The sequence below is a fragment of the Streptococcus sp. Marseille-Q5112 genome, from assembly GCF_916700555.1.
Classification (GTDB): Bacteria; Bacillota; Bacilli; order Lactobacillales; family Streptococcaceae; genus Streptococcus; species Streptococcus symci.
Window position 1 is genome coordinate 353382 of sequence record NZ_CAKAKP010000001.1, and the last position, 17295, is coordinate 370676.

Consider the following 17295-nt stretch of genomic DNA (forward strand, 5'->3'; position numbering starts at 1 on the left):
TCTCCTCATTTCAATTCTTCTGCTAAAATACTCATATTGTCTTCTAGGTTTTCTAGATAAGTCTTGTCATTTTGTGGGTCTGCCTCTAAAGGATTCAGAGTTTTAAGACCCACACCTGTTGATTTGACAAGAGTTTCAGCTACTTTTGAAGAAGCATTACTTTCTGTAAAAATCGTTTTAACCTTATAGGTTTTTACAAATTCCTGAATTTCTGTTAGTTGTCTTGGACTTGGTTCTTGTTCTGGAGAGATACCTGCAATACCAAGTTGATTGAGTCCAAATCGCTTAGCTAGATAAGAAAAGGCTGTATGTTGTGTTACAAAGGTTTTCTGAGTCGCTTTTTCAAATTTAGGTTGGAATTTCTTAGTCAATTCTTGAGCTTTTTTGATAAAGGCTTGCGCATTTTTTTGATAAGTTTCTTTGTGTTCACTATCAACCTCTGACAGTTTATCAGCGATAATTTGAGCTTCTTCGCCAGCTTTTTCAGGATCTAGCCAAGTATGAGGGTCATAGAGCGTTTTTTCATCAACTCCATCCCCTGCTTCCACATCTTCTAGCCCTGGGACGCGGTCTAAAGTCATTCCCTCTGAAGCCTCTAAAACCTTAACTTTAGATTTTTTTAGATTGGGATCTAAACTTCCTGCCCAAGATTCAAGTGTATGAGAATGGTAAACAAAGACATCTGCATCATAGATGGCTGCGATATCATTTGCTGAAGGTTCAAAGGAGTGAATTCCGCTACTTGACTGAATCATTCGAACATCATTCAAGTCACCAGATACTTCCTTGACCATGGCATAGATAGGATAAAAACTGGTCACAATTTTCATCCCTTTACCTGACTGGCTCTCCTTCTGCCCACAAGCAGCTAGACACAAAAGAAAGACACTTAACAACACTAAAAACAAATTTTGTTTCTTCATAAAAACTCCTTAACTAGTTATTTAACTAGTTAATATTCTACTCCGATTTTTTTTATTGTCAAGCATTTTATGAACTAGTTAATAGATTTTATGCTATTAAACTATAAAAAAACCTTGCAACTAAGTTGCAAGGACTTTTCAATTAATCAAAGTTAACGTATTCTTTTTGAAGTTCAAGAACTTCTTCCATTGTTGAACACTCTGTAAGGGCACGGTTAGCGTACTCTTCCATCTTAGCAGTATCCAATTTCTTCATCAAGCTACGTGTACGGAGTACAGATGTTGCTGACATAGAGAATTCATCCAAGCCCATTCCGACAAGAAGTGGAACAGCTTTTTGGTCACCAGCCATCTCACCACACATACCAGCCCATTTACCTTCAGCGTGAGCTGCCTTGATAACGTTGTTGATCAAGCGAAGGATTGATGGGTTATATGGTTGGTAAAGGTATGAAACTTGCTCGTTCATACGGTCTGCTGCCATTGTGTATTGGATTAAGTCGTTTGTACCAATTGAGAAGAAGTCAACTTCTTTAGCAAATTGGTCTGCAAGCATGGCTGCTGCAGGGATTTCAATCATGATACCAACTTGAATATCATCCGCAACTGTAACTCCTTCAGCAAGAAGGTTTGCTTTTTCTTCATCAAAGACTGCTTTAGCTGCACGGAATTCTTTCAATAGGGCAACCATTGGGAACATGATACGCAATTGACCATGAACAGAAGCACGAAGAAGAGCGCGGATCTGTGTGCGGAACATAGCATCTCCAGTTTCGGCAATAGAGATACGAAGGGCACGGAATCCAAGGAATGGGTTCATTTCATGTGGCATATCGAAGTAAGGAAGTTCTTTATCTCCACCGATATCCATTGTACGAACAACCACTGGTTTACCATTCATTCCCTCAAGAACAGCCTTGTATGCTTCATACTGCTCATCTTCAGTTGGGAAGTCTTGAGAATCCATGTACAAGAACTCTGTACGGTAAAGTCCAACAGCTTCAGCACCGTTGTTGTTAACACCTTCAACGTCTTTTGGAGTACCGATGTTAGCAGCCAACTCGAAGTGTTTACCGTCAGCAGTAACTGTTTGAGCATCTTTCAAAAGTGCCCATTCAGCTTTTTGTTTAGCATAAGCTTCACCAGCTGCTTTAAATTCTGCCGCTTGTTCATCTGTTGGGTTGATAATCACTTCACCAGTAATTCCGTTAACGGCAAGGATATCACCGTCTTTCACTACTTCAGTGATGTTATTTGTTCCCAATACAGCTGCAATTTCAAGTGTACGTGCCATGATAGCTGAGTGGCTTGTACGTCCACCGATGTTTGTTACAAAAGCTTTTACAAAGTTTTTGTCCAATTGAGCTGTATCAGATGGTGTCAAGTCATGCGCAATTACGATTACTTCTTCATTGATAGAAGCTGGGTTTGGCAATTTTTTACCAAGAAGGTTAGCCAACACACGTTTTGTCACGTCGCGGATATCCGCTGCACGTTCTTGCATGTATGGGTTGTCTTCCATGCCTTCAAAGATAGTGATGAACATGTCAGTCACTTCTTTAAGACCTGCTTCAGCATTGACTTTCTTAGCACGGATTGTTTCTTTAATCTGACCAATTAATTCTGGGTCAGCAAGAACCATCAAATGAGCGTCAAAAACTTGAGCCGCTTCTTCACCAAGCGTACCTACAGCTTTCTCACGGATAAGAGAAAGCTCGTTTTGAGAAGCTTCAAGAGCTACATCCAAACGAGCCTCTTCTGCGTTTGTATCTTCGACTGAAACAGTCTCGAATGACAAATCCGGTTGAACGAGTAGATATGCTTTTGCAACTGCAACACCGTCAGATGCTGCGATTCCTTTAAGCATTTCTGTCATTTTCCTTATGCCAATCCTTCTTTTTCCATTGTTTCTGAGATTGCAGCGATAGCGTCATCTGCATCTGCACCTTCAGCTGAGATAGTTACGTCAGCACCTTGGCCAACACCAAGACTCATAACACCCATGATTGATTTAAGGTTAACTGATTTACCTTTGTACTCAAGAGTGATATCTGAAGCAAATTTGCTTGCAGTTTGTACCAACAATGTTGCTGGACGTGCGTGAATACCTGTTTCTGCCACTACGTGGAAATCTTTAGAAGCCATAGTTTGACTCTCCTTTTGTTCTTTCTTTTTTGAGTTATATGTGATAACCCTTACAATTTGGTATTATATCATCTTCTAGGATTTTTTTCAAGCATTTTATGGGATTTATTCGATTTCCTTTCAGATAACTTGCTGAAAATCTTCTATATTTATTGATAAAACACAGGATATAGTTTTTCAAAAAACAACTTATAGGATAATTATCATTTTTTTACAAATCAAACACTACATATTGTGTTTTGTTAGCTTGAGCAGAAAAATAGACCACTATATTTAGTTTTAAATCATTGACAAAAATTTATTTTCTGATATACTAAGAAAGTAATCTATTTTGAAAGAGGAGTTACACAATGGTAACCGTTTATTCTAAAAACAACTGTGTCCAATGTAAAATGACCAAACGTTTCTTGGACAGTAATAATGTTGCTTATCGTGAAATCAATCTTGATGAGCAACCTGAGTACATCGATCAAGTTAAAGAGCTCGGTTTCAGCGCAGCTCCTGTTATCCAAACACCAACTGAAGTCTTTTCAGGTTTCCAACCAGGAAAACTGAAACAATTAGCATAATCTTAGTACATCATCCAGAAGAAACTGCTTCTAGGGCTAACTTAGAAGCCTTTCTTTTGTAATTAGATAAGGGAAATTTTATGGGATTAAAACATCTTGAGGACGTGACTTACTTCCGTCTCAATAACGAAATCAACCGTCCAGTTAATGGACAAATCATGCTGCATAAAGATAAGGAAGCCTTGGATGCTTTCTTTAAAGAAAATGTAGTTCCAAACACTATGGTTTTTGATTCAATCAAGGATAAAATCAACTACCTCATTGAACACAACTACATCGAAACAGCCTTTATCAAGAAATACCGTCCAGAATTTTTGGAAGAATTGGCTCAATTTATCAAAGACCAAAACTTCCAATTCAAGTCTTTCATGGCTGCCTATAAGTTTTACAATCAATATGCCTTAAAGACTAATGACGGTGAATATTATCTTGAAAGCATGGAAGACCGTGTCTTCTTTAACGCCCTTTATTTCGCCGATGGCAATGAAGCTGTTGCCATCGATATTGCCAATGAAATCATCCACCAACGCTACCAACCTGCTACTCCTTCCTTCTTGAATGCTGGACGTGCTCGTCGTGGTGAATTGGTATCATGTTTCCTGATCCAAGTAACTGATGATATGAACTCTATCGGACGTTCTATCAACTCAGCTCTTCAACTTTCACGTATTGGTGGTGGTGTGGGAATTACCCTCAGCAACCTTCGTGAAGCTGGCGCACCTATTAAAGGCTATGAAGGAGCTGCTTCTGGCGTCGTTCCAGTTATGAAACTTTTCGAAGATAGCTTCTCTTACTCTAACCAATTGGGTCAACGTCAAGGTGCTGGTGTTGTCTACCTCAACGTCTTCCACCCAGATATTATCGCCTTCCTTTCAACTAAGAAAGAAAACGCCGATGAAAAAGTTCGTGTCAAGACCCTTTCACTTGGTGTCGTGGTACCCGATAAATTCTACGAATTAGCTCGTAAAAATGAAGAAATGTACCTCTTCAGCCCTTACTCAGTAGAGCTTGAATACGGTGTGCCATTTAACTACATCGACATCACTGAAAAATACGATGAGCTAGTCGCAAATCCAAATATCCGCAAGACAAAAATCAAGGCGCGTGATTTGGAAACTGAAATCTCTAAATTGCAACAAGAATCTGGCTACCCTTATGTAGTCAACATCGACACGGCTAACCGTGCAAATCCCGTTGATGGAAAAATCATTATGAGTAACTTGTGTTCTGAGATTCTTCAAGTCCAAGAACCAAGCTTGATCAACGATGCTCAAGAATTCCTTCAAATGGGAACGGACGTTTCATGTAACCTTGGTTCAACCAACGTGGTTAACATGATGACTTCACCTGATTTTGGTCGTTCTATCCGTGCTATGGTTCGTGCCCTTACTTTCGTTACAGATAGTTCGCACATCGTAGCTGTTCCTACCATCGACCACGGAAATAGCCAAGCTCATACCTTTGGTCTTGGTGCCATGGGACTTCACAGCTACCTTGCCCAACAATTGATTGAATATGGGTCACCTGAGTCTGTTGAATTTACAAGCATCTACTTCATGCTCATGAACTACTGGACCTTGGTAGAATCAAACAATATCGCGCGTGAACGTGGTATTACCTTCCATAACTTTGAAAAATCAGACTATGCTAACGGAAGCTACTTTGACAAGTATATTACAGGCGAGTTTGTTCCAAAATCAGACCGTGTTAAAGAACTCTTCAAAGATGTCTTTATCCCAAGTGCTGCTGACTGGGCTGAACTTCGCGACAAGGTTCAAGCAGGTGGTCTTTACCACCAAAACCGCCTTGCTGTAGCGCCAAATGGTTCTATCAGTTACATCAATGACGTTTCGGCTTCTATCCACCCGATTACGCAACGTATCGAAGAACGACAAGAAAAGAAAATCGGTAAAATCTACTATCCTGCTGCTGGCTTGTCAACAGAAACCATTCCTTACTACACTTCTGCCTACGACATGGATATGCGTAAAGTGATTGATGTCTATGCTGCTGCAACTGAGCATGTGGACCAAGGACTTTCACTCACACTCTTCATGCGTAGTGACATTCCAAAAGGTCTTTACGAATGGAAGAAGGAAAATAAACAAACGACACGTGACTTGTCTATCCTTCGTAACTATGCCTTTAACAAGGGAATCAAGTCTATCTACTACGTCCGTACCTTTACAGATGATGGTGGAGAAGTCGGTGCTAACCAATGTGAAAGCTGTGTGATTTAATCTTTGCTTGAGGAAACTACATTTTCTCAGATAAGTATTCATTCACCGTGCTAAACTAAACTGGAATAAGCATCTATACTATGGAAAAACAAAAAAGTCGGGCTTCCGACTTTTTGTGCGATACTCCTCTAGAATTATGATAAAATAGAAGTAATTGTGAGTTCGCAATACTAAACACAGAAAGAGATTTCAAAATGGAAACTTACTACAAAGCCATTAACTGGAATGCCATCGAAGATGTCATCGACAAATCAACTTGGGAAAAACTGACGGAGCAATTCTGGCTCGATACACGTATTCCCTTGTCAAATGACTTGGATGACTGGAGAAAGCTATCAAATGTAGAAAAAGACTTGGTTGGGAAAGTCTTTGGTGGTTTAACACTTCTCGATACTATGCAATCTGAAACTGGGGTTCAAGCCCTTCGCGCGGACATCCGTACACCCCATGAGGAAGCTGTTTTCAATAACATCCAATTTATGGAATCTGTCCACGCTAAATCTTACTCATCAATCTTTTCTACCTTGAATACTAAGGCTGAGATTGAAGAAATTTTCGAATGGACCAATACCAATCCTTACCTACAAAAGAAGGCTGAGATTGTCAACGAAATCTACCTAAACGGTAGCCCACTTGAAAAGAAAGTTGCCAGTGTCTTCCTCGAAACCTTCCTCTTCTACTCTGGTTTCTTCACTCCTCTCTACTATCTCGGTAACAACAAGCTAGCCAACGTTGCGGAAATCATCAAACTGATTATTCGTGATGAGTCTGTTCACGGAACCTACATTGGTTATAAATTCCAACTCGGTTTCAATGAATTGCCTGAAGAAGAACAAGAAAAACTCAAAGAATGGATGTACGACCTGCTCTACACTCTTTATGAAAATGAAGAAGGCTACACAGAAAGCCTCTATGACGGTGTTGGTTGGACGGAAGAAGTCAAGACCTTCCTTCGCTACAATGCTAACAAAGCACTCATGAACCTGGGACAAGATCCACTCTTCCCAGATTCAGCAGATGATGTCAACCCAATCGTCATGAACGGTATTTCAACAGGAACTTCCAACCACGACTTCTTCTCTCAAGTCGGAAATGGTTACCTTCTTGGTGAAGTTGAAGCCATGCAAGACGATGACTACAACTACGGTTTGGACTAATCCAATTATCCCAGAACTGATAACAAATATCATGGCTTGTTTAAAACAACCATGATATTTTTGTTTTTGTTTTCTTTTGTTTTTTAAATTGATTGATTGAATACTTTATGATAAAATAGTAATAGAAATAGAGGTGATAACGATGTTAAAGCAAGAAAAACTAGATAATATTCTAGAAACGGTAAATACAAAGGGAACTATTACTGTAAAAGAAATCATGACTCGCTTGGATGTGTCAGATATGACTGCTAGACGCTACTTGCAAGAGTTGGCAGACAAGGATCTACTTGTTCGAGTACACGGGGGAGCTGAGAAAATTCGCACAGGTTCTATTTTAAATAATGAACGTTCCAATATTGAAAAACAAAGCTTACAGATTGCAGAAAAACAAGAAATTAGCCGTTTTGCAGGCCATTTAATTGATGAGGGTGAAACTATTTTTATCGGCCCTGGTACGACCTTAGAATCTTTTGCCCGTGAACTTCCAATTGATAATATTCGTGTTGTAACAAACAGTTTACCAGTCTTTCTCATCTTAAACGAACGAAAACTAACAGATTTGATTTTAATCGGTGGAAACTATCGCTCTATTACTGGAGCCTTTGTGGGAACACTAACCTTGCAAAACTTGGCCAATTTACAATTTTCTAAAGCCTTCGTTAGCTGTAATGGTATTAAGGACAATTCGATTGCCACCTTCAGCGAAGAGGAAGGTGAATCCCAACGCATCGCCCTCAATAATTCCAATAAAAAATACTTACTAGCTGACAATAGTAAGTTCAATAAATTTGATTTTTATACCTTCTACAATATCTCTGATATTGATACCATCGTTTCAGACTCTAAACTGAGCAAAGAAACGTTTGAACAACTTTCAAAACAAACAAAAATTATTCTTTCTAAACCATAAAACTGAGGATTGATAAAAAATAAAATGCGTCATATCAAGAAAATAAGAATCTTGATATGACGCATTTTTTGATGAAGACTTTTACAAAGAGTTTCCTAGATTATTTATGATTGTTGAAACGGCATAAAATCTGAATCAAAGGAGATATTATCCCATTCTTCAGGATTGATAAAATTTAAAAAGATATTTTTAAATTCTTCCAGCTCATAATCTGAATGACCAATCCATTCTTTACCAGTCGAGACATACCATTTTCCGAGACTTTTCAATTCTTCATTCGTCAAACACGGTATTTGAGAACATTTATCAAAATTGATAATATAAACTTTTTCATAAATTGATTGGATAAAATCTTTGAACATCTTTTACCTCACTAGAATTCTATATCTAATTACTCATTCTACTACTCAATCACTTGACTTTCCGCTACTTTTTTGTACCAGTGAGCTGATTTCTTAGGATAACGTTCTTGAGTTTCAAAGTCTACATAGAAGAGACCGTAGCGTTTTTCATAACCGTTTGACCATGAGAAAACATCCATTAATGACCAGATGAAGTAACCTTTTACATTAGCTCCATCTGCAATAGCATCAGACAAGACTTCCAAGTGTTGTTTCACATAATCAATACGGCCATCATCGTAAACAGTATTATCGACGAACTCATCTTTATAACCAAGTCCATTTTCAGTGATGTAAATCTTCTTGTAGTTCGGATAATCTTTCTTCACACGCATGATTTGATCATACAAACCTTGAGGGTAGATAATCCAATCCCAATCCGTACGTGGTACATAGTCAGGAGCTACACGACGACCAACACCTTTGATTTGGTATTTAGAGCTTCCTTTCTCACCCTTACCATTATGGATGATTTCAGTTTCTCCATCAAATGCTTCCATCCAGTCACTCATATAGTAATTGATTCCAAGGAAGTCATTCAAGTCTTTTGCGGCTTCTAATACTTCGAAATCTTCTTCACGAAGATCTAAGCTACCACTATTGACGGATAAGATATGGTTGACACCTTCCATCGTTTCAGCTGAATAGCGACCTAGATAAGTTGCATCCAAGATAAATTTATTGTGAATAATATCTTCCAACTCAGCTGCACGAACATCTGCTGGATTTTTAGTATCCAAAGGATACTTGGTTGGCAGAGCGTGAACAACACCAATTTCACCTTTATAACCTTTATCTTTATATAGCTTAACTGCACGCGCATGAGAAACCATCATATTGTGGTGCGATTGGAAAACTTTGGCAAGGTCGTACTGAATACCTGGAGGGAATTTACCAACCAAGTATTGACCATCACCAATTGGCCCAATTTCATTAAAGGTTGTCCAATAGTTTACTTCTGGGAATTCTTCAAAACAGAAAGCCGCGTAGTCTACAAAGTGTTCGATATTTTCACGGTTTAAGAAGTCTCCATTTGAGTGGAGAGCTTCTGGCGTGTCAAAGTGATGAAGAGTTACAAAAGGTTCAACGTGACGTTTGTGACACTCTGCAAATAAATTATGATAAAACTCAACACCTTTCTGATTTACTTGACCATAACCAGTCGGGAAAATACGTGACCAAGCAATAGAAATTCGAATGCCATTGACACCATACTCTTCTGCTAGCTTTAGGTCAACTGGATATCGATTGTAAAAGTCACTGGCTGGTTCTGCAGTGTACCAGTAGTTATCTTCAAGATATTTATCCCAAGCAACTGGTCCTTTTCCATCAGTATGCGTAGCGCCTTCTGCTTGATAAGCAGCTGTTGCGCCACCAAAAATAAAGTCTTTTGGAAGTGTTTTTGTCATTTTTTTCACCTATTTCTTGATTTAAAATAAAGTAAAAGTGAGAGGAGAGGAGTCAGTGAGCCATCCTTCTCCATCTCACTTCTTGTACCGAGTCACCAAATTGTGACATGAGGAGGTAAAAACGATATCTTTTTACCGACGAATTAACAAGGCGATTAGGAAATTCGCCATAGCGATTGCCGTAACGATAGGAGACTATTTCAGAATCCCTATCGTTAATCGAATTGTGACATGAGAAGGTAAAAACGATATCTTTTTACCGACGAATTAACAAGGCGATTAGGAAATTCGCCATAGCGATTTCCGTAACGATAGGAGACTATTTCATAGTCCCTATCGTTAATCGAATTGAGCTTGCACGAATGCAAGAGCACCTTTTCCATCACGAGTTAATTTGATGTATTGAGCGCCTTCTGTCTTGGCAAGTTTAATACCAAGTTTATCTGTTTCTGCTTTCATGTCTTCAAAGTTTGAAGCAACTTGAGGGGCAAGGATAACAAGATCAAACTCTGGCAACATTTCACGGTGAGCACCATAGCCACCTGCTGCTGCTTTCACAGGAACATTGTATTCTGCAGCTGCCTTGTTCAAAGCATTTGCAAGAAGTCCACTTGTCCCTCCACCTGCACAGAGAACGAGGACATTTGTTTCTTCAGTGATGGTATTTTGTGCTGCTTCTACACCAGCTTTTTCAAGAATAGCATCTGCTTTAGCTGTATTAAAGTTCGCAGCAACTTTTTCTTTCAATTCATCATTAGATTTACCTGAACGTTCTTCTTCAAGAATTTGTTCATCATAGACCTTAAGGAATGGATAGTAAATGACTACGTCAACCACGATTAGAAGAGCAGCAAGAATGAATGATAGAACTTGGAAGTTAGTACCAAGAACTAGACCTAGTGGAGCTGGAGTTGTCCATGGTAGATTAGCAGTAAATGAATTCATGCCAAGTGTTTCAATAAAGAATTTGAAGATCCAAACGTTTGCGATTGGAGCAAAGATAAATGGAATGAAGAAGATCGGGTTCAATACAAGCGGTGCACCAAACAAGATTGGTTCATTTACACCAAAGAAAGTTGGAACTACTGAAGCACGTCCGATTGCGCGGTTACGTTTTGATTTTGTTAACCACATGAACATGAATGGAACAACCAGTGTCGCACCTGTACCACCCATGGTAACGATAAACATTTGTGTACCAGAAGTAAGAATCTTGTCAGCGTGCATACCTTGTTGGAGAAGGTTCAAGTTGACTTCGGCATTTGCATAGGTAATAGCTGCGATAGCAGGTTCAACAATAGATGGACCATGGATACCAACAAACCAGAAGAAGGCAAAGGCACCAAAGATAATGGTAATACCAAGATAGCCATCAGCTGCAGAGAATAATGGTGCAAAGAATTTACCGATTGATTCAGCTACGCTTGCACCAACAAAGTGACGAGCTAGTAAATCAAGAGCATAAAGTGAAACAACTGATAGAGTGAATGGAATCACATCTTTAAAGACTTGTGAGATATTTGGTGGAACTTCGTCAGGCATACGAATAGTGACGTTGTTCTTAACACAAACCTTATAGATTGCTACAGTAACAAAGGCAGCAAGGAAGGCTGAAAGCAAACCTTTTGTCCCCAAGAATCCAGTAGCAAGACCATTTTCGATAGGATCAGCTGCCAACATCAACAAACCAACAATCGCTGCTAACAGTGTTGACATATAGTTGATTTGATTGGTTTTCTCCATGCTTCGATTGACTGAGTCGGTCAATGACTTAGCTGTTGTACCAGCTACCAAGAGAGCCAGAATACCCATAGAATAGCTATAAGGTTTCATCAGAAATGCTACAACTTCATCAGACCATTTAAAGCCCCATGAGTTTGGTACAAAGGCGATTAAGATAAAGATACTTGAGAAGAGAATAACAGGCATTCCTGCGATAAATCCATCCCGAATAGCGCGAAGATAGATATTACGAGATAATTTCTCAAAGAAAGGTTTTCCTTTCTCGATAAATGCAATTAGTTTGTTCATTATTTAACTCCTCTCTTATAAAGTTCGATTAAGTGGTGCATCAAATCTTTTAACAAGACAGTTGTCATCAAGTGGTCTTGGCCATGCATCATGGTCACACTATAGGCTAAGTCCTCACCAGAAGCTTCCTTAGTCAATAGACTTGTTTGCGCGTGGTGGGCTTCTGCAATGCAGCTACCAGCTTCTTCTACCAGAGCGTCCGCTTTTGCAAAATCACCAGCTTCAGCAGCCTTCAAGGCTTCCAATAGTTTTGAACGAGCGTCGCCAGCATAGGCTACGATTTCAAAACCTAACAATGTTACTTCTTCTCTATTCATGATAGAATTCTCCTTATATGGTTTTAAATAAATTTTTATGACAATAAACGTTGGATATGTAGAACTAGATAAACTCGTTCACTTTTATACAAATCAAGACCCGTATGTTGCGTAATCACATCATAGATCTTGGAACCAATTTCAAAGGCTTTGGGATAGGATTGTTTGATATGGTCTTCCATATCCAGAAGTGATTGGTTATCATCTCTAGATCTGTCTAAATAATCCAAGAAATAATTCAAATGAATCATAAAACGATCATAGAAATGGTTATTCTCTTTGGTTCGTTGAATTGCATAACCCTTTAGCACTTCTTCAACATTCCTGAGAATTTCTTTCCTCTTATCAATCGACTCCACAAGTTCCACTTCATTTTCACCTTCGGCATTAATGAAATGATAAGCAATCCGAATAATTTCGTCCTCAGGAAAATGATCCGCTAGCTTCTGACTGTAAATTTCAAATGCTTCATTTGCGATTTGAAAAGCGACAGGATACTTAGTGGAAATATCTGGCAGATTACTATCCTTGTACCTTCCTTGTGCTAGAGCTTGGTAAGAACAGTAAATATGATCTGTCAAGGTTACGTAGAGATACTCTTGAATCGGATAATGATATTTCTTTGATAGCTTATCAATAATTTCATAAGTCACTGTGATAAAATCAAGCGGAACATCTTTGAGGAGAGCCATAAAGTTTTCTCTTGACTCTTCGGTCTTCATCCGAAAGATTTTCTCAACCTGATGTTCAGCAATCAAATCCCCTTTCTTCTTTCCAAATGTAATCCCCTTACCAATCACAATCACTTCTTCTCCTTTATCATTTCTGACAAGCGAGACATTGTGATTCATTGGATTTAGAATTCGATACATGTCAACCTCCTTTTATATCTTAAAGGTATATTAGTACAAAAAATGACCACAAATGAACTAGAAAATCAGCCGATTTCTAATTCACCTGTGATCATGCCTAATATTACTTAGTAACACTCACCTTGTATTAACTTGTGATTTAAGTATAGCACAAGTAAGTTATTTTGTAAACCTTTACATACAACTTTTTTTAAAATCATATTCTTAAACTAGGAGGGCTTTATTACACGCGTTCTTTCCATGAAGTCGCTGTTGTTTGAAGAACTTTGTTGAGTTCGTCAATGTTTTCAAAACCAGTTGTGCGAAGCCATTCGCGAGCTGCTGATTCACCATCTTTGATGTAAGCTTCAACTGATCCAGCCCATGTAGCACGGCCACAAAGAACTCCGTTAAAGTTTGCACCTGATTCATGAGCAAATACAAGAGTATCTTGGAAGAGTTTAGCTGATACACCAGCACTCAAGTAGATGTATGGCAAGTTAGTTGCTTCATCTTGAGCTTTGAAGAAGGCTGCTGCTTCTTCACGTGTATAAACCACTTCACCTTCAGCGAAGCCTTCAACATATTTAATGTTAACAGGAACTTCTACTTTCAAGACATCAATGTTAAAGCGTGGGTCTGAGAAGACTTTCATAGCACCAATAACTTTGTGTGGTTTTACTTTCGCGTATTCTACAGAACCAGCGTCAGCAATTTTTTCATCGTAAGCAAGGATTTCAAGGAAGAATGGGATATCTTCAGCCACACACTCAGAACCGATACGTTCGATGTAAGCTTGTTTTTCTTGGTTGAGTTCGTCTGAGCTATCTACGTCATAGTAAAGCAAGAATTTAACTGCATCTGCACCTTCTTCTTTGATACGTTTTGCAGACCAAACATCCAAGCAGTCTGGCAAGCGTTTTGTGCTTGTTGTGTCATAACCTGTTTTTTCATAAGCAAGGAGAAGACCAGCTTTTTCATCAAGAGCTTTAGTTGCTGGAAGTCCATACTCAGGGTCAAGAAGCATAGATGAAGCGTATTTAGTCAATTCATCTGCTACCAAGACTTTAAGTTCTTCCATTTGAGCTACAGTTGGTTCTTCTGTTTGGTGTTGAGCCATGAGGCGTTTCAAAGCACCACGTTGGTCAAATGCAAGAGCTGAGATGATACCATTTTCATCAGAAAGTTTTTCTAAGCGTGCACGTTTTTGTTCTGTTAAAGCCATTTTATACCTCTTTTACTATTAATTGATCATATAGAGCTTGATAGTTGGCCATGTTGACATGACCAGTCATTTTTTCTTGAGCATTGAGCATACCAAGGACATTTGCCTTGATGAGTAATTCTGCATCCGATTCTTTATGAAGAAGTCCTGAAGAAATTCCTGCTACAGTAGAATCTCCAGATCCGACAGGATTTACCACCTGAATTCTAGGAATATCTACCTTATAGAAAGTATCACCATGTTTGGCAAAGGCACCGTTGGCACCAAGTGAAACGATAATCCATTCAATACCTGCAAACAAAGGTTCTTGAAGGACTTCTTTTAATTCATCCAAATCCTCAGAAACTTCTCTACCTAGAAGTTGAGACAATTCCTCATTATTTGGTTTGATGACTGTTGGTTTATGTGGTGATTCAAGAACCGCCTGAAGAGCCGCACCAGAGCAGTCCAAGACTACAGGTTTGCCAGCTTGGTTAGCAAGTTCTACCAAGCTCGCATAGTAATCAACTGGAAGGCCAGCTGGCAGACTACCTGAAATAGCAACTACTTCAACTGACTCCAGGAGTTTTTTGAAATGTTCCAAAAAGTCTTGACCTTCCTGTTCCAATACTTCAGGACCTTTTTCAAGAACTTCTGTTTGGTTGTCTCCGTGAAGAATAGCGATACAGTTACGAGTTTCTCCCTGAATAGAAAAGAAATCTTTCTTAACATTATCATCAATATTTTCAACTAAAAACTCACCAAGTTTGCCACCCACTAAACCAGTAGCAGCTACAGGATCGCCAAATTCTGAAAGAACACGGGTTACATTGAGTCCCTTACCACCAGCCGTTTTGGTTACATCCACCACACGATTGACAGTATCAATCTTCAACTCATCCAAGGGATAGGAAATATCAATGGATGGGTTCATTGTGACTGTTAAAATCATAAGTCACCTCTTAATCGTGGTATTCTCCGCGATCCCATTTTTCAAGGAATTCAGTGAAGAAGTTTGCGTCTGTTTGTTGAGCATTGTGACTTTCAACGTGTTCAATTTTCGCAATCAATTTTTTGTTTTCTTCAGATGGTTTGTATTCAGCATGGATGAAAGCTTCGATGATATCACACATGAGCAATTCACCAGTAATCTTACCACCAAAACCGATAACGTTGGCGTTCAATTGTTCTTTAGCATAAAGGGCTGTTGTCATATCACGAACCAAGGCAGAACGGACACCTGGAACTTTATTTACAGCGTTGTTGATACCAACACCAGTACCACAGATACATACCCCAAGATCAGCTTGACCGCTAGTTACAGCTTCTCCTACTTTTTTACCAAAGATTGGGTAGTGAGTACGTGTATGGTCATATGTACCGAAGTCAATGACTTCATATCCTTTTGATTTCAAAAATTCTGAAACCGCCATTTTTTCATCTGTTACGATGTGGTCACATCCAATTGCAATTCTCATTTTTAACTTACCTTTCTTACTGTAATCTAATTAGCACATTTTGTTCAACATGTCGACACGAATTTGGTGACGTCCACCATCGTATTTACCGTTAACAAATCCTTTAGCGATGTTTTTAGCCAATTCATCACCAACAAGTTGTGCACCCATAGTGATCATACGTGAGTTGTTGTGGCCACGAGTCATATAAGCTGAACGTTCGTCAGATACTTCTGCAGCAACCATTCCTTTGATCTTAGTTGCAACCATGAATGGACCAGCTCCATAAGCATCAATCACGATACCAAGGTTTTGTTCTTCTTTGTTTACTTCTGCAGCAACAGCAAGAGTCACATCAACAAAGTCTTGACCTTCAGCTGTAACATCCACAACGTGGAAGTTTTCTTTTTCCAAGAAGTCTTTCACAACTTCTTTCAATCTCAAACCTGCAGCATCTGCACCGATAACAATAGACATATTGTATACTCCTTTTTATTTTTCTAGGCTAGTAAAACCTTTTATAGTTAGCAGTTTACCTACAAAAAGTTTTCTAGCAGTTTATTGACAAATTGGATTGAATGAGATGAATGACACCTTATTCAAGTTTAGGAAATCCGTTTCCTAGAAATAATCTTTCTCCACGAAAGAGAATATAACAAGCGATTGTTTGTTTATGACAAACATCATTTGTTGCTTACAAACATAATATACTCCTATTTCCTAAAAAAGTCAACAGTTAATGTTTGTTTTTGTGTTTTTTTATTTAAAAGATTTCGATATCAAAACCAATTTGATCCATTTGACCAGGTTCTAGGAGACGAACATTCTTCTTATCTTCTAGATGATCTCCTTCTTCAAGGGATGTTGACAAGCCAGACCATGGTTCAAAAGCAATGAAAGGACCTTTATTCAAAGTTGACCAGATGATGAGATTTGGAAACTCTGCAAAGTGCACTTTCAATCCCTTATCATGTTTACGAGAACGAAGAGCAATTGTTCTAGATTGCAATTCATCTAAGGTAACCGCATCTGTGCTGAAAAGATCATAACTAAGATCGATTTCTTTTTGCCCCTCTAGCCATGGGCTTCTATCTTGAAAATCCAGCATACCCGTTTCTGGGAAAGGACGTGGAACAGAGCAAGTCTCTTCTTTCTCAAACTCTAAATAGTAATCTTCATAGACTTCATCATCTAGTAGAGGACAATTAAATCCTGGATGTCCACCAATAAAGTAAGGCATGACCTTGCTAGTTTCTTTATTGAAAATTTTGTATTGAGTCCGTACTGTCTTTCCTGTAAGGATATAAGTGATTTCTAGGCGGAAATGATAAGGATAGTTTTGATAGCTATTCTCATCGTCTTCAATTGCAAAAGTTACACTATTATCTGTCTGTTCAACTAATTCAAATTCTTTCTTGCGAACCAAACCATGACGAGGAATCTTTCCTTGACTTTCTTCTCCCTTTTCATCTATATAGAGGGCTGTATCCTCTCTCAAAGAACCACAAATGGGGAAGAGAACAGGAGCTTGTCCACTCCAATAAGTGGGATCCCCTTGCCACAAATACTCCAGTCCCTCAGCATCTTTTATAGAAGAAAGAGCTCCACCAAAACTGTTAAATTGAACTCTTAATTGTTCTGATTTTAATTCAATTACCATTATTTTCTCCGATTTCTTGAT

At 38.8% G+C, this 17295-nt stretch carries 17 protein-coding genes; 4 read left to right on the plus strand and 13 right to left on the minus strand.

From position 1 onward, the window contains the following. Nucleotides 1-5 precede the first annotated feature (5 nt). From adcAII to LG372_RS01805, 3 genes are all read right to left on the minus strand, one after another. A complete protein-coding gene (gene adcAII, locus LG372_RS01795; RefSeq protein WP_049490059.1) occupies nucleotides 6-923 on the minus strand; it encodes a zinc-binding lipoprotein AdcAII in 918 nt (305 codons plus the stop codon). Between the two features lie 142 nt (nucleotides 924-1065). Continuing rightward, nucleotides 1066-2799 carry a phosphoenolpyruvate--protein phosphotransferase gene (gene ptsP, locus LG372_RS01800; RefSeq protein WP_225741980.1) on the minus strand — a complete coding sequence of 578 codons (1734 nt, stop codon included), beginning with the start codon at nucleotides 2797-2799 and terminating at the stop codon, nucleotides 1066-1068. 5 nt (nucleotides 2800-2804) lie between these two features. Beyond that, complete coding sequence (locus LG372_RS01805; protein ID WP_000146947.1) at nucleotides 2805-3068, minus strand: phosphocarrier protein HPr; 264 nt, start codon at nucleotides 3066-3068, stop codon at nucleotides 2805-2807. A 350-nt stretch (nucleotides 3069-3418) separates the two neighbouring features. Here LG372_RS01805 and nrdH point away from each other — a divergent pair, with 350 nt between their 5' ends. The 4 genes from nrdH to LG372_RS01825 all read left to right on the plus strand — a co-directional run bounded on the left by nrdH (nucleotide 3419) and on the right by LG372_RS01825 (nucleotide 7944). Continuing rightward, nucleotides 3419-3637, plus strand: coding sequence for a glutaredoxin-like protein NrdH (gene nrdH / locus LG372_RS01810; protein ID WP_000259240.1), 219 nt, complete (start codon nucleotides 3419-3421; stop codon nucleotides 3635-3637). Nucleotides 3638-3717: 80 nt separating this feature from the next. Beyond that, on the plus strand, nucleotides 3718-5877 hold the full coding sequence (nrdE, locus tag LG372_RS01815) for a class 1b ribonucleoside-diphosphate reductase subunit alpha (RefSeq protein WP_225741981.1): 2160 nt from the start codon (nucleotides 3718-3720) through the stop codon (nucleotides 5875-5877). A 194-nt stretch (nucleotides 5878-6071) separates the two neighbouring features. Continuing rightward, nucleotides 6072-7034: a class 1b ribonucleoside-diphosphate reductase subunit beta gene (gene nrdF / locus LG372_RS01820; RefSeq protein WP_000451386.1), complete on the plus strand. Its 963-nt coding sequence runs from the start codon at nucleotides 6072-6074 to the stop codon at nucleotides 7032-7034. 142 nt (nucleotides 7035-7176) lie between these two features. After that, a complete protein-coding gene (locus LG372_RS01825) occupies nucleotides 7177-7944 on the plus strand; it encodes a DeoR/GlpR family DNA-binding transcription regulator (protein ID WP_060805556.1) in 768 nt (255 codons plus the stop codon). A 104-nt stretch (nucleotides 7945-8048) separates the two neighbouring features. On the opposite strand, the gene LG372_RS01830 is transcribed toward LG372_RS01825, so the two are convergent. The 10 genes from LG372_RS01830 to LG372_RS01875 all read right to left on the minus strand — a co-directional run bounded on the left by LG372_RS01830 (nucleotide 8049) and on the right by LG372_RS01875 (nucleotide 17274). Further along, on the minus strand, nucleotides 8049-8306 hold the full coding sequence (locus LG372_RS01830; protein ID WP_225741982.1) for a DUF3884 family protein: 258 nt from the start codon (nucleotides 8304-8306) through the stop codon (nucleotides 8049-8051). Between the two features lie 41 nt (nucleotides 8307-8347). Further along, a complete protein-coding gene (lacG, locus tag LG372_RS01835; RefSeq protein WP_225741983.1) occupies nucleotides 8348-9754 on the minus strand; it encodes a 6-phospho-beta-galactosidase in 1407 nt (468 codons plus the stop codon). A gap of 339 nt (nucleotides 9755-10093) precedes the next feature. After that, nucleotides 10094-11785: a lactose-specific PTS transporter subunit EIIC gene (locus LG372_RS01840; RefSeq protein ID WP_001037324.1), complete on the minus strand. Its 1692-nt coding sequence runs from the start codon at nucleotides 11783-11785 to the stop codon at nucleotides 10094-10096. Continuing rightward, nucleotides 11785-12102, minus strand: a complete 318-nt coding sequence (locus tag LG372_RS01845) for a PTS lactose/cellobiose transporter subunit IIA (protein ID WP_033677071.1) — start codon at nucleotides 12100-12102, stop codon at nucleotides 11785-11787. Before LG372_RS01845 ends, LG372_RS01840 begins: the two co-directional genes overlap by 1 nt. A 35-nt stretch (nucleotides 12103-12137) precedes the next feature. Next, entirely contained in the window at nucleotides 12138-12974 is an 837-nt protein-coding gene (locus LG372_RS01850; protein WP_225741984.1) for a PRD domain-containing protein, read from the minus strand. 223 nt (nucleotides 12975-13197) lie between these two features. Then, a complete protein-coding gene (gene lacD / locus LG372_RS01855) occupies nucleotides 13198-14178 on the minus strand; it encodes a tagatose-bisphosphate aldolase (RefSeq protein ID WP_061439149.1) in 981 nt (326 codons plus the stop codon). A 1-nt stretch (nucleotide 14179) separates the two neighbouring features. Further along, nucleotides 14180-15109, minus strand: coding sequence for a tagatose-6-phosphate kinase (locus tag LG372_RS01860; RefSeq protein WP_049491607.1), 930 nt, complete (start codon nucleotides 15107-15109; stop codon nucleotides 14180-14182). A 10-nt stretch (nucleotides 15110-15119) separates the two neighbouring features. Beyond that, on the minus strand, nucleotides 15120-15635 hold the full coding sequence (gene lacB, locus LG372_RS01865) for a galactose-6-phosphate isomerase subunit LacB (protein WP_001216913.1): 516 nt from the start codon (nucleotides 15633-15635) through the stop codon (nucleotides 15120-15122). A 30-nt stretch (nucleotides 15636-15665) separates the two neighbouring features. Beyond that, the gene (gene lacA, locus LG372_RS01870) at nucleotides 15666-16091 is read right to left on the minus strand and encodes a galactose-6-phosphate isomerase subunit LacA (RefSeq protein WP_000029277.1); all 426 of its coding nucleotides are present in this window, start codon (nucleotides 16089-16091) and stop codon (nucleotides 15666-15668) included. 286 nt (nucleotides 16092-16377) lie between these two features. Then, a complete protein-coding gene (locus LG372_RS01875; RefSeq protein WP_225741985.1) occupies nucleotides 16378-17274 on the minus strand; it encodes an aldose 1-epimerase family protein in 897 nt (298 codons plus the stop codon). Between the last annotated feature and the right edge of the window lie 21 nt (nucleotides 17275-17295).

Coding starts and splice junctions, on each gene's coding strand:
- adcAII (WP_049490059.1), bottom strand. CDS start 923: ATGAAGAAACAAAATTTGTTTTTAGTGTTGTTAAGTGTCTTTCTTTTG.
- ptsP (WP_225741980.1), bottom strand. CDS start 2,799: ATGACAGAAATGCTTAAAGGAATCGCAGCATCTGACGGTGTTGCAGTT.
- LG372_RS01805 (WP_000146947.1), bottom strand. CDS start 3,068: ATGGCTTCTAAAGATTTCCACGTAGTGGCAGAAACAGGTATTCACGCA.
- nrdH (WP_000259240.1), top strand. CDS start 3,419: ATGGTAACCGTTTATTCTAAAAACAACTGTGTCCAATGTAAAATGACC.
- nrdE (WP_225741981.1), top strand. CDS start 3,718: ATGGGATTAAAACATCTTGAGGACGTGACTTACTTCCGTCTCAATAAC.
- nrdF (WP_000451386.1), top strand. CDS start 6,072: ATGGAAACTTACTACAAAGCCATTAACTGGAATGCCATCGAAGATGTC.
- LG372_RS01825 (WP_060805556.1), top strand. CDS start 7,177: ATGTTAAAGCAAGAAAAACTAGATAATATTCTAGAAACGGTAAATACA.
- LG372_RS01830 (WP_225741982.1), bottom strand. CDS start 8,306: ATGTTCAAAGATTTTATCCAATCAATTTATGAAAAAGTTTATATTATC.
- lacG (WP_225741983.1), bottom strand. CDS start 9,754: ATGACAAAAACACTTCCAAAAGACTTTATTTTTGGTGGCGCAACAGCT.
- LG372_RS01840 (WP_001037324.1), bottom strand. CDS start 11,785: ATGAACAAACTAATTGCATTTATCGAGAAAGGAAAACCTTTCTTTGAG.
- LG372_RS01845 (WP_033677071.1), bottom strand. CDS start 12,102: ATGAATAGAGAAGAAGTAACATTGTTAGGTTTTGAAATCGTAGCCTAT.
- LG372_RS01850 (WP_225741984.1), bottom strand. CDS start 12,974: ATGTATCGAATTCTAAATCCAATGAATCACAATGTCTCGCTTGTCAGA.
- lacD (WP_061439149.1), bottom strand. CDS start 14,178: ATGGCTTTAACAGAACAAAAACGTGCACGCTTAGAAAAACTTTCTGAT.
- LG372_RS01860 (WP_049491607.1), bottom strand. CDS start 15,109: ATGATTTTAACAGTCACAATGAACCCATCCATTGATATTTCCTATCCC.
- lacB (WP_001216913.1), bottom strand. CDS start 15,635: ATGAGAATTGCAATTGGATGTGACCACATCGTAACAGATGAAAAAATG.
- lacA (WP_000029277.1), bottom strand. CDS start 16,091: ATGTCTATTGTTATCGGTGCAGATGCTGCAGGTTTGAGATTGAAAGAA.
- LG372_RS01875 (WP_225741985.1), bottom strand. CDS start 17,274: ATGGTAATTGAATTAAAATCAGAACAATTAAGAGTTCAATTTAACAGT.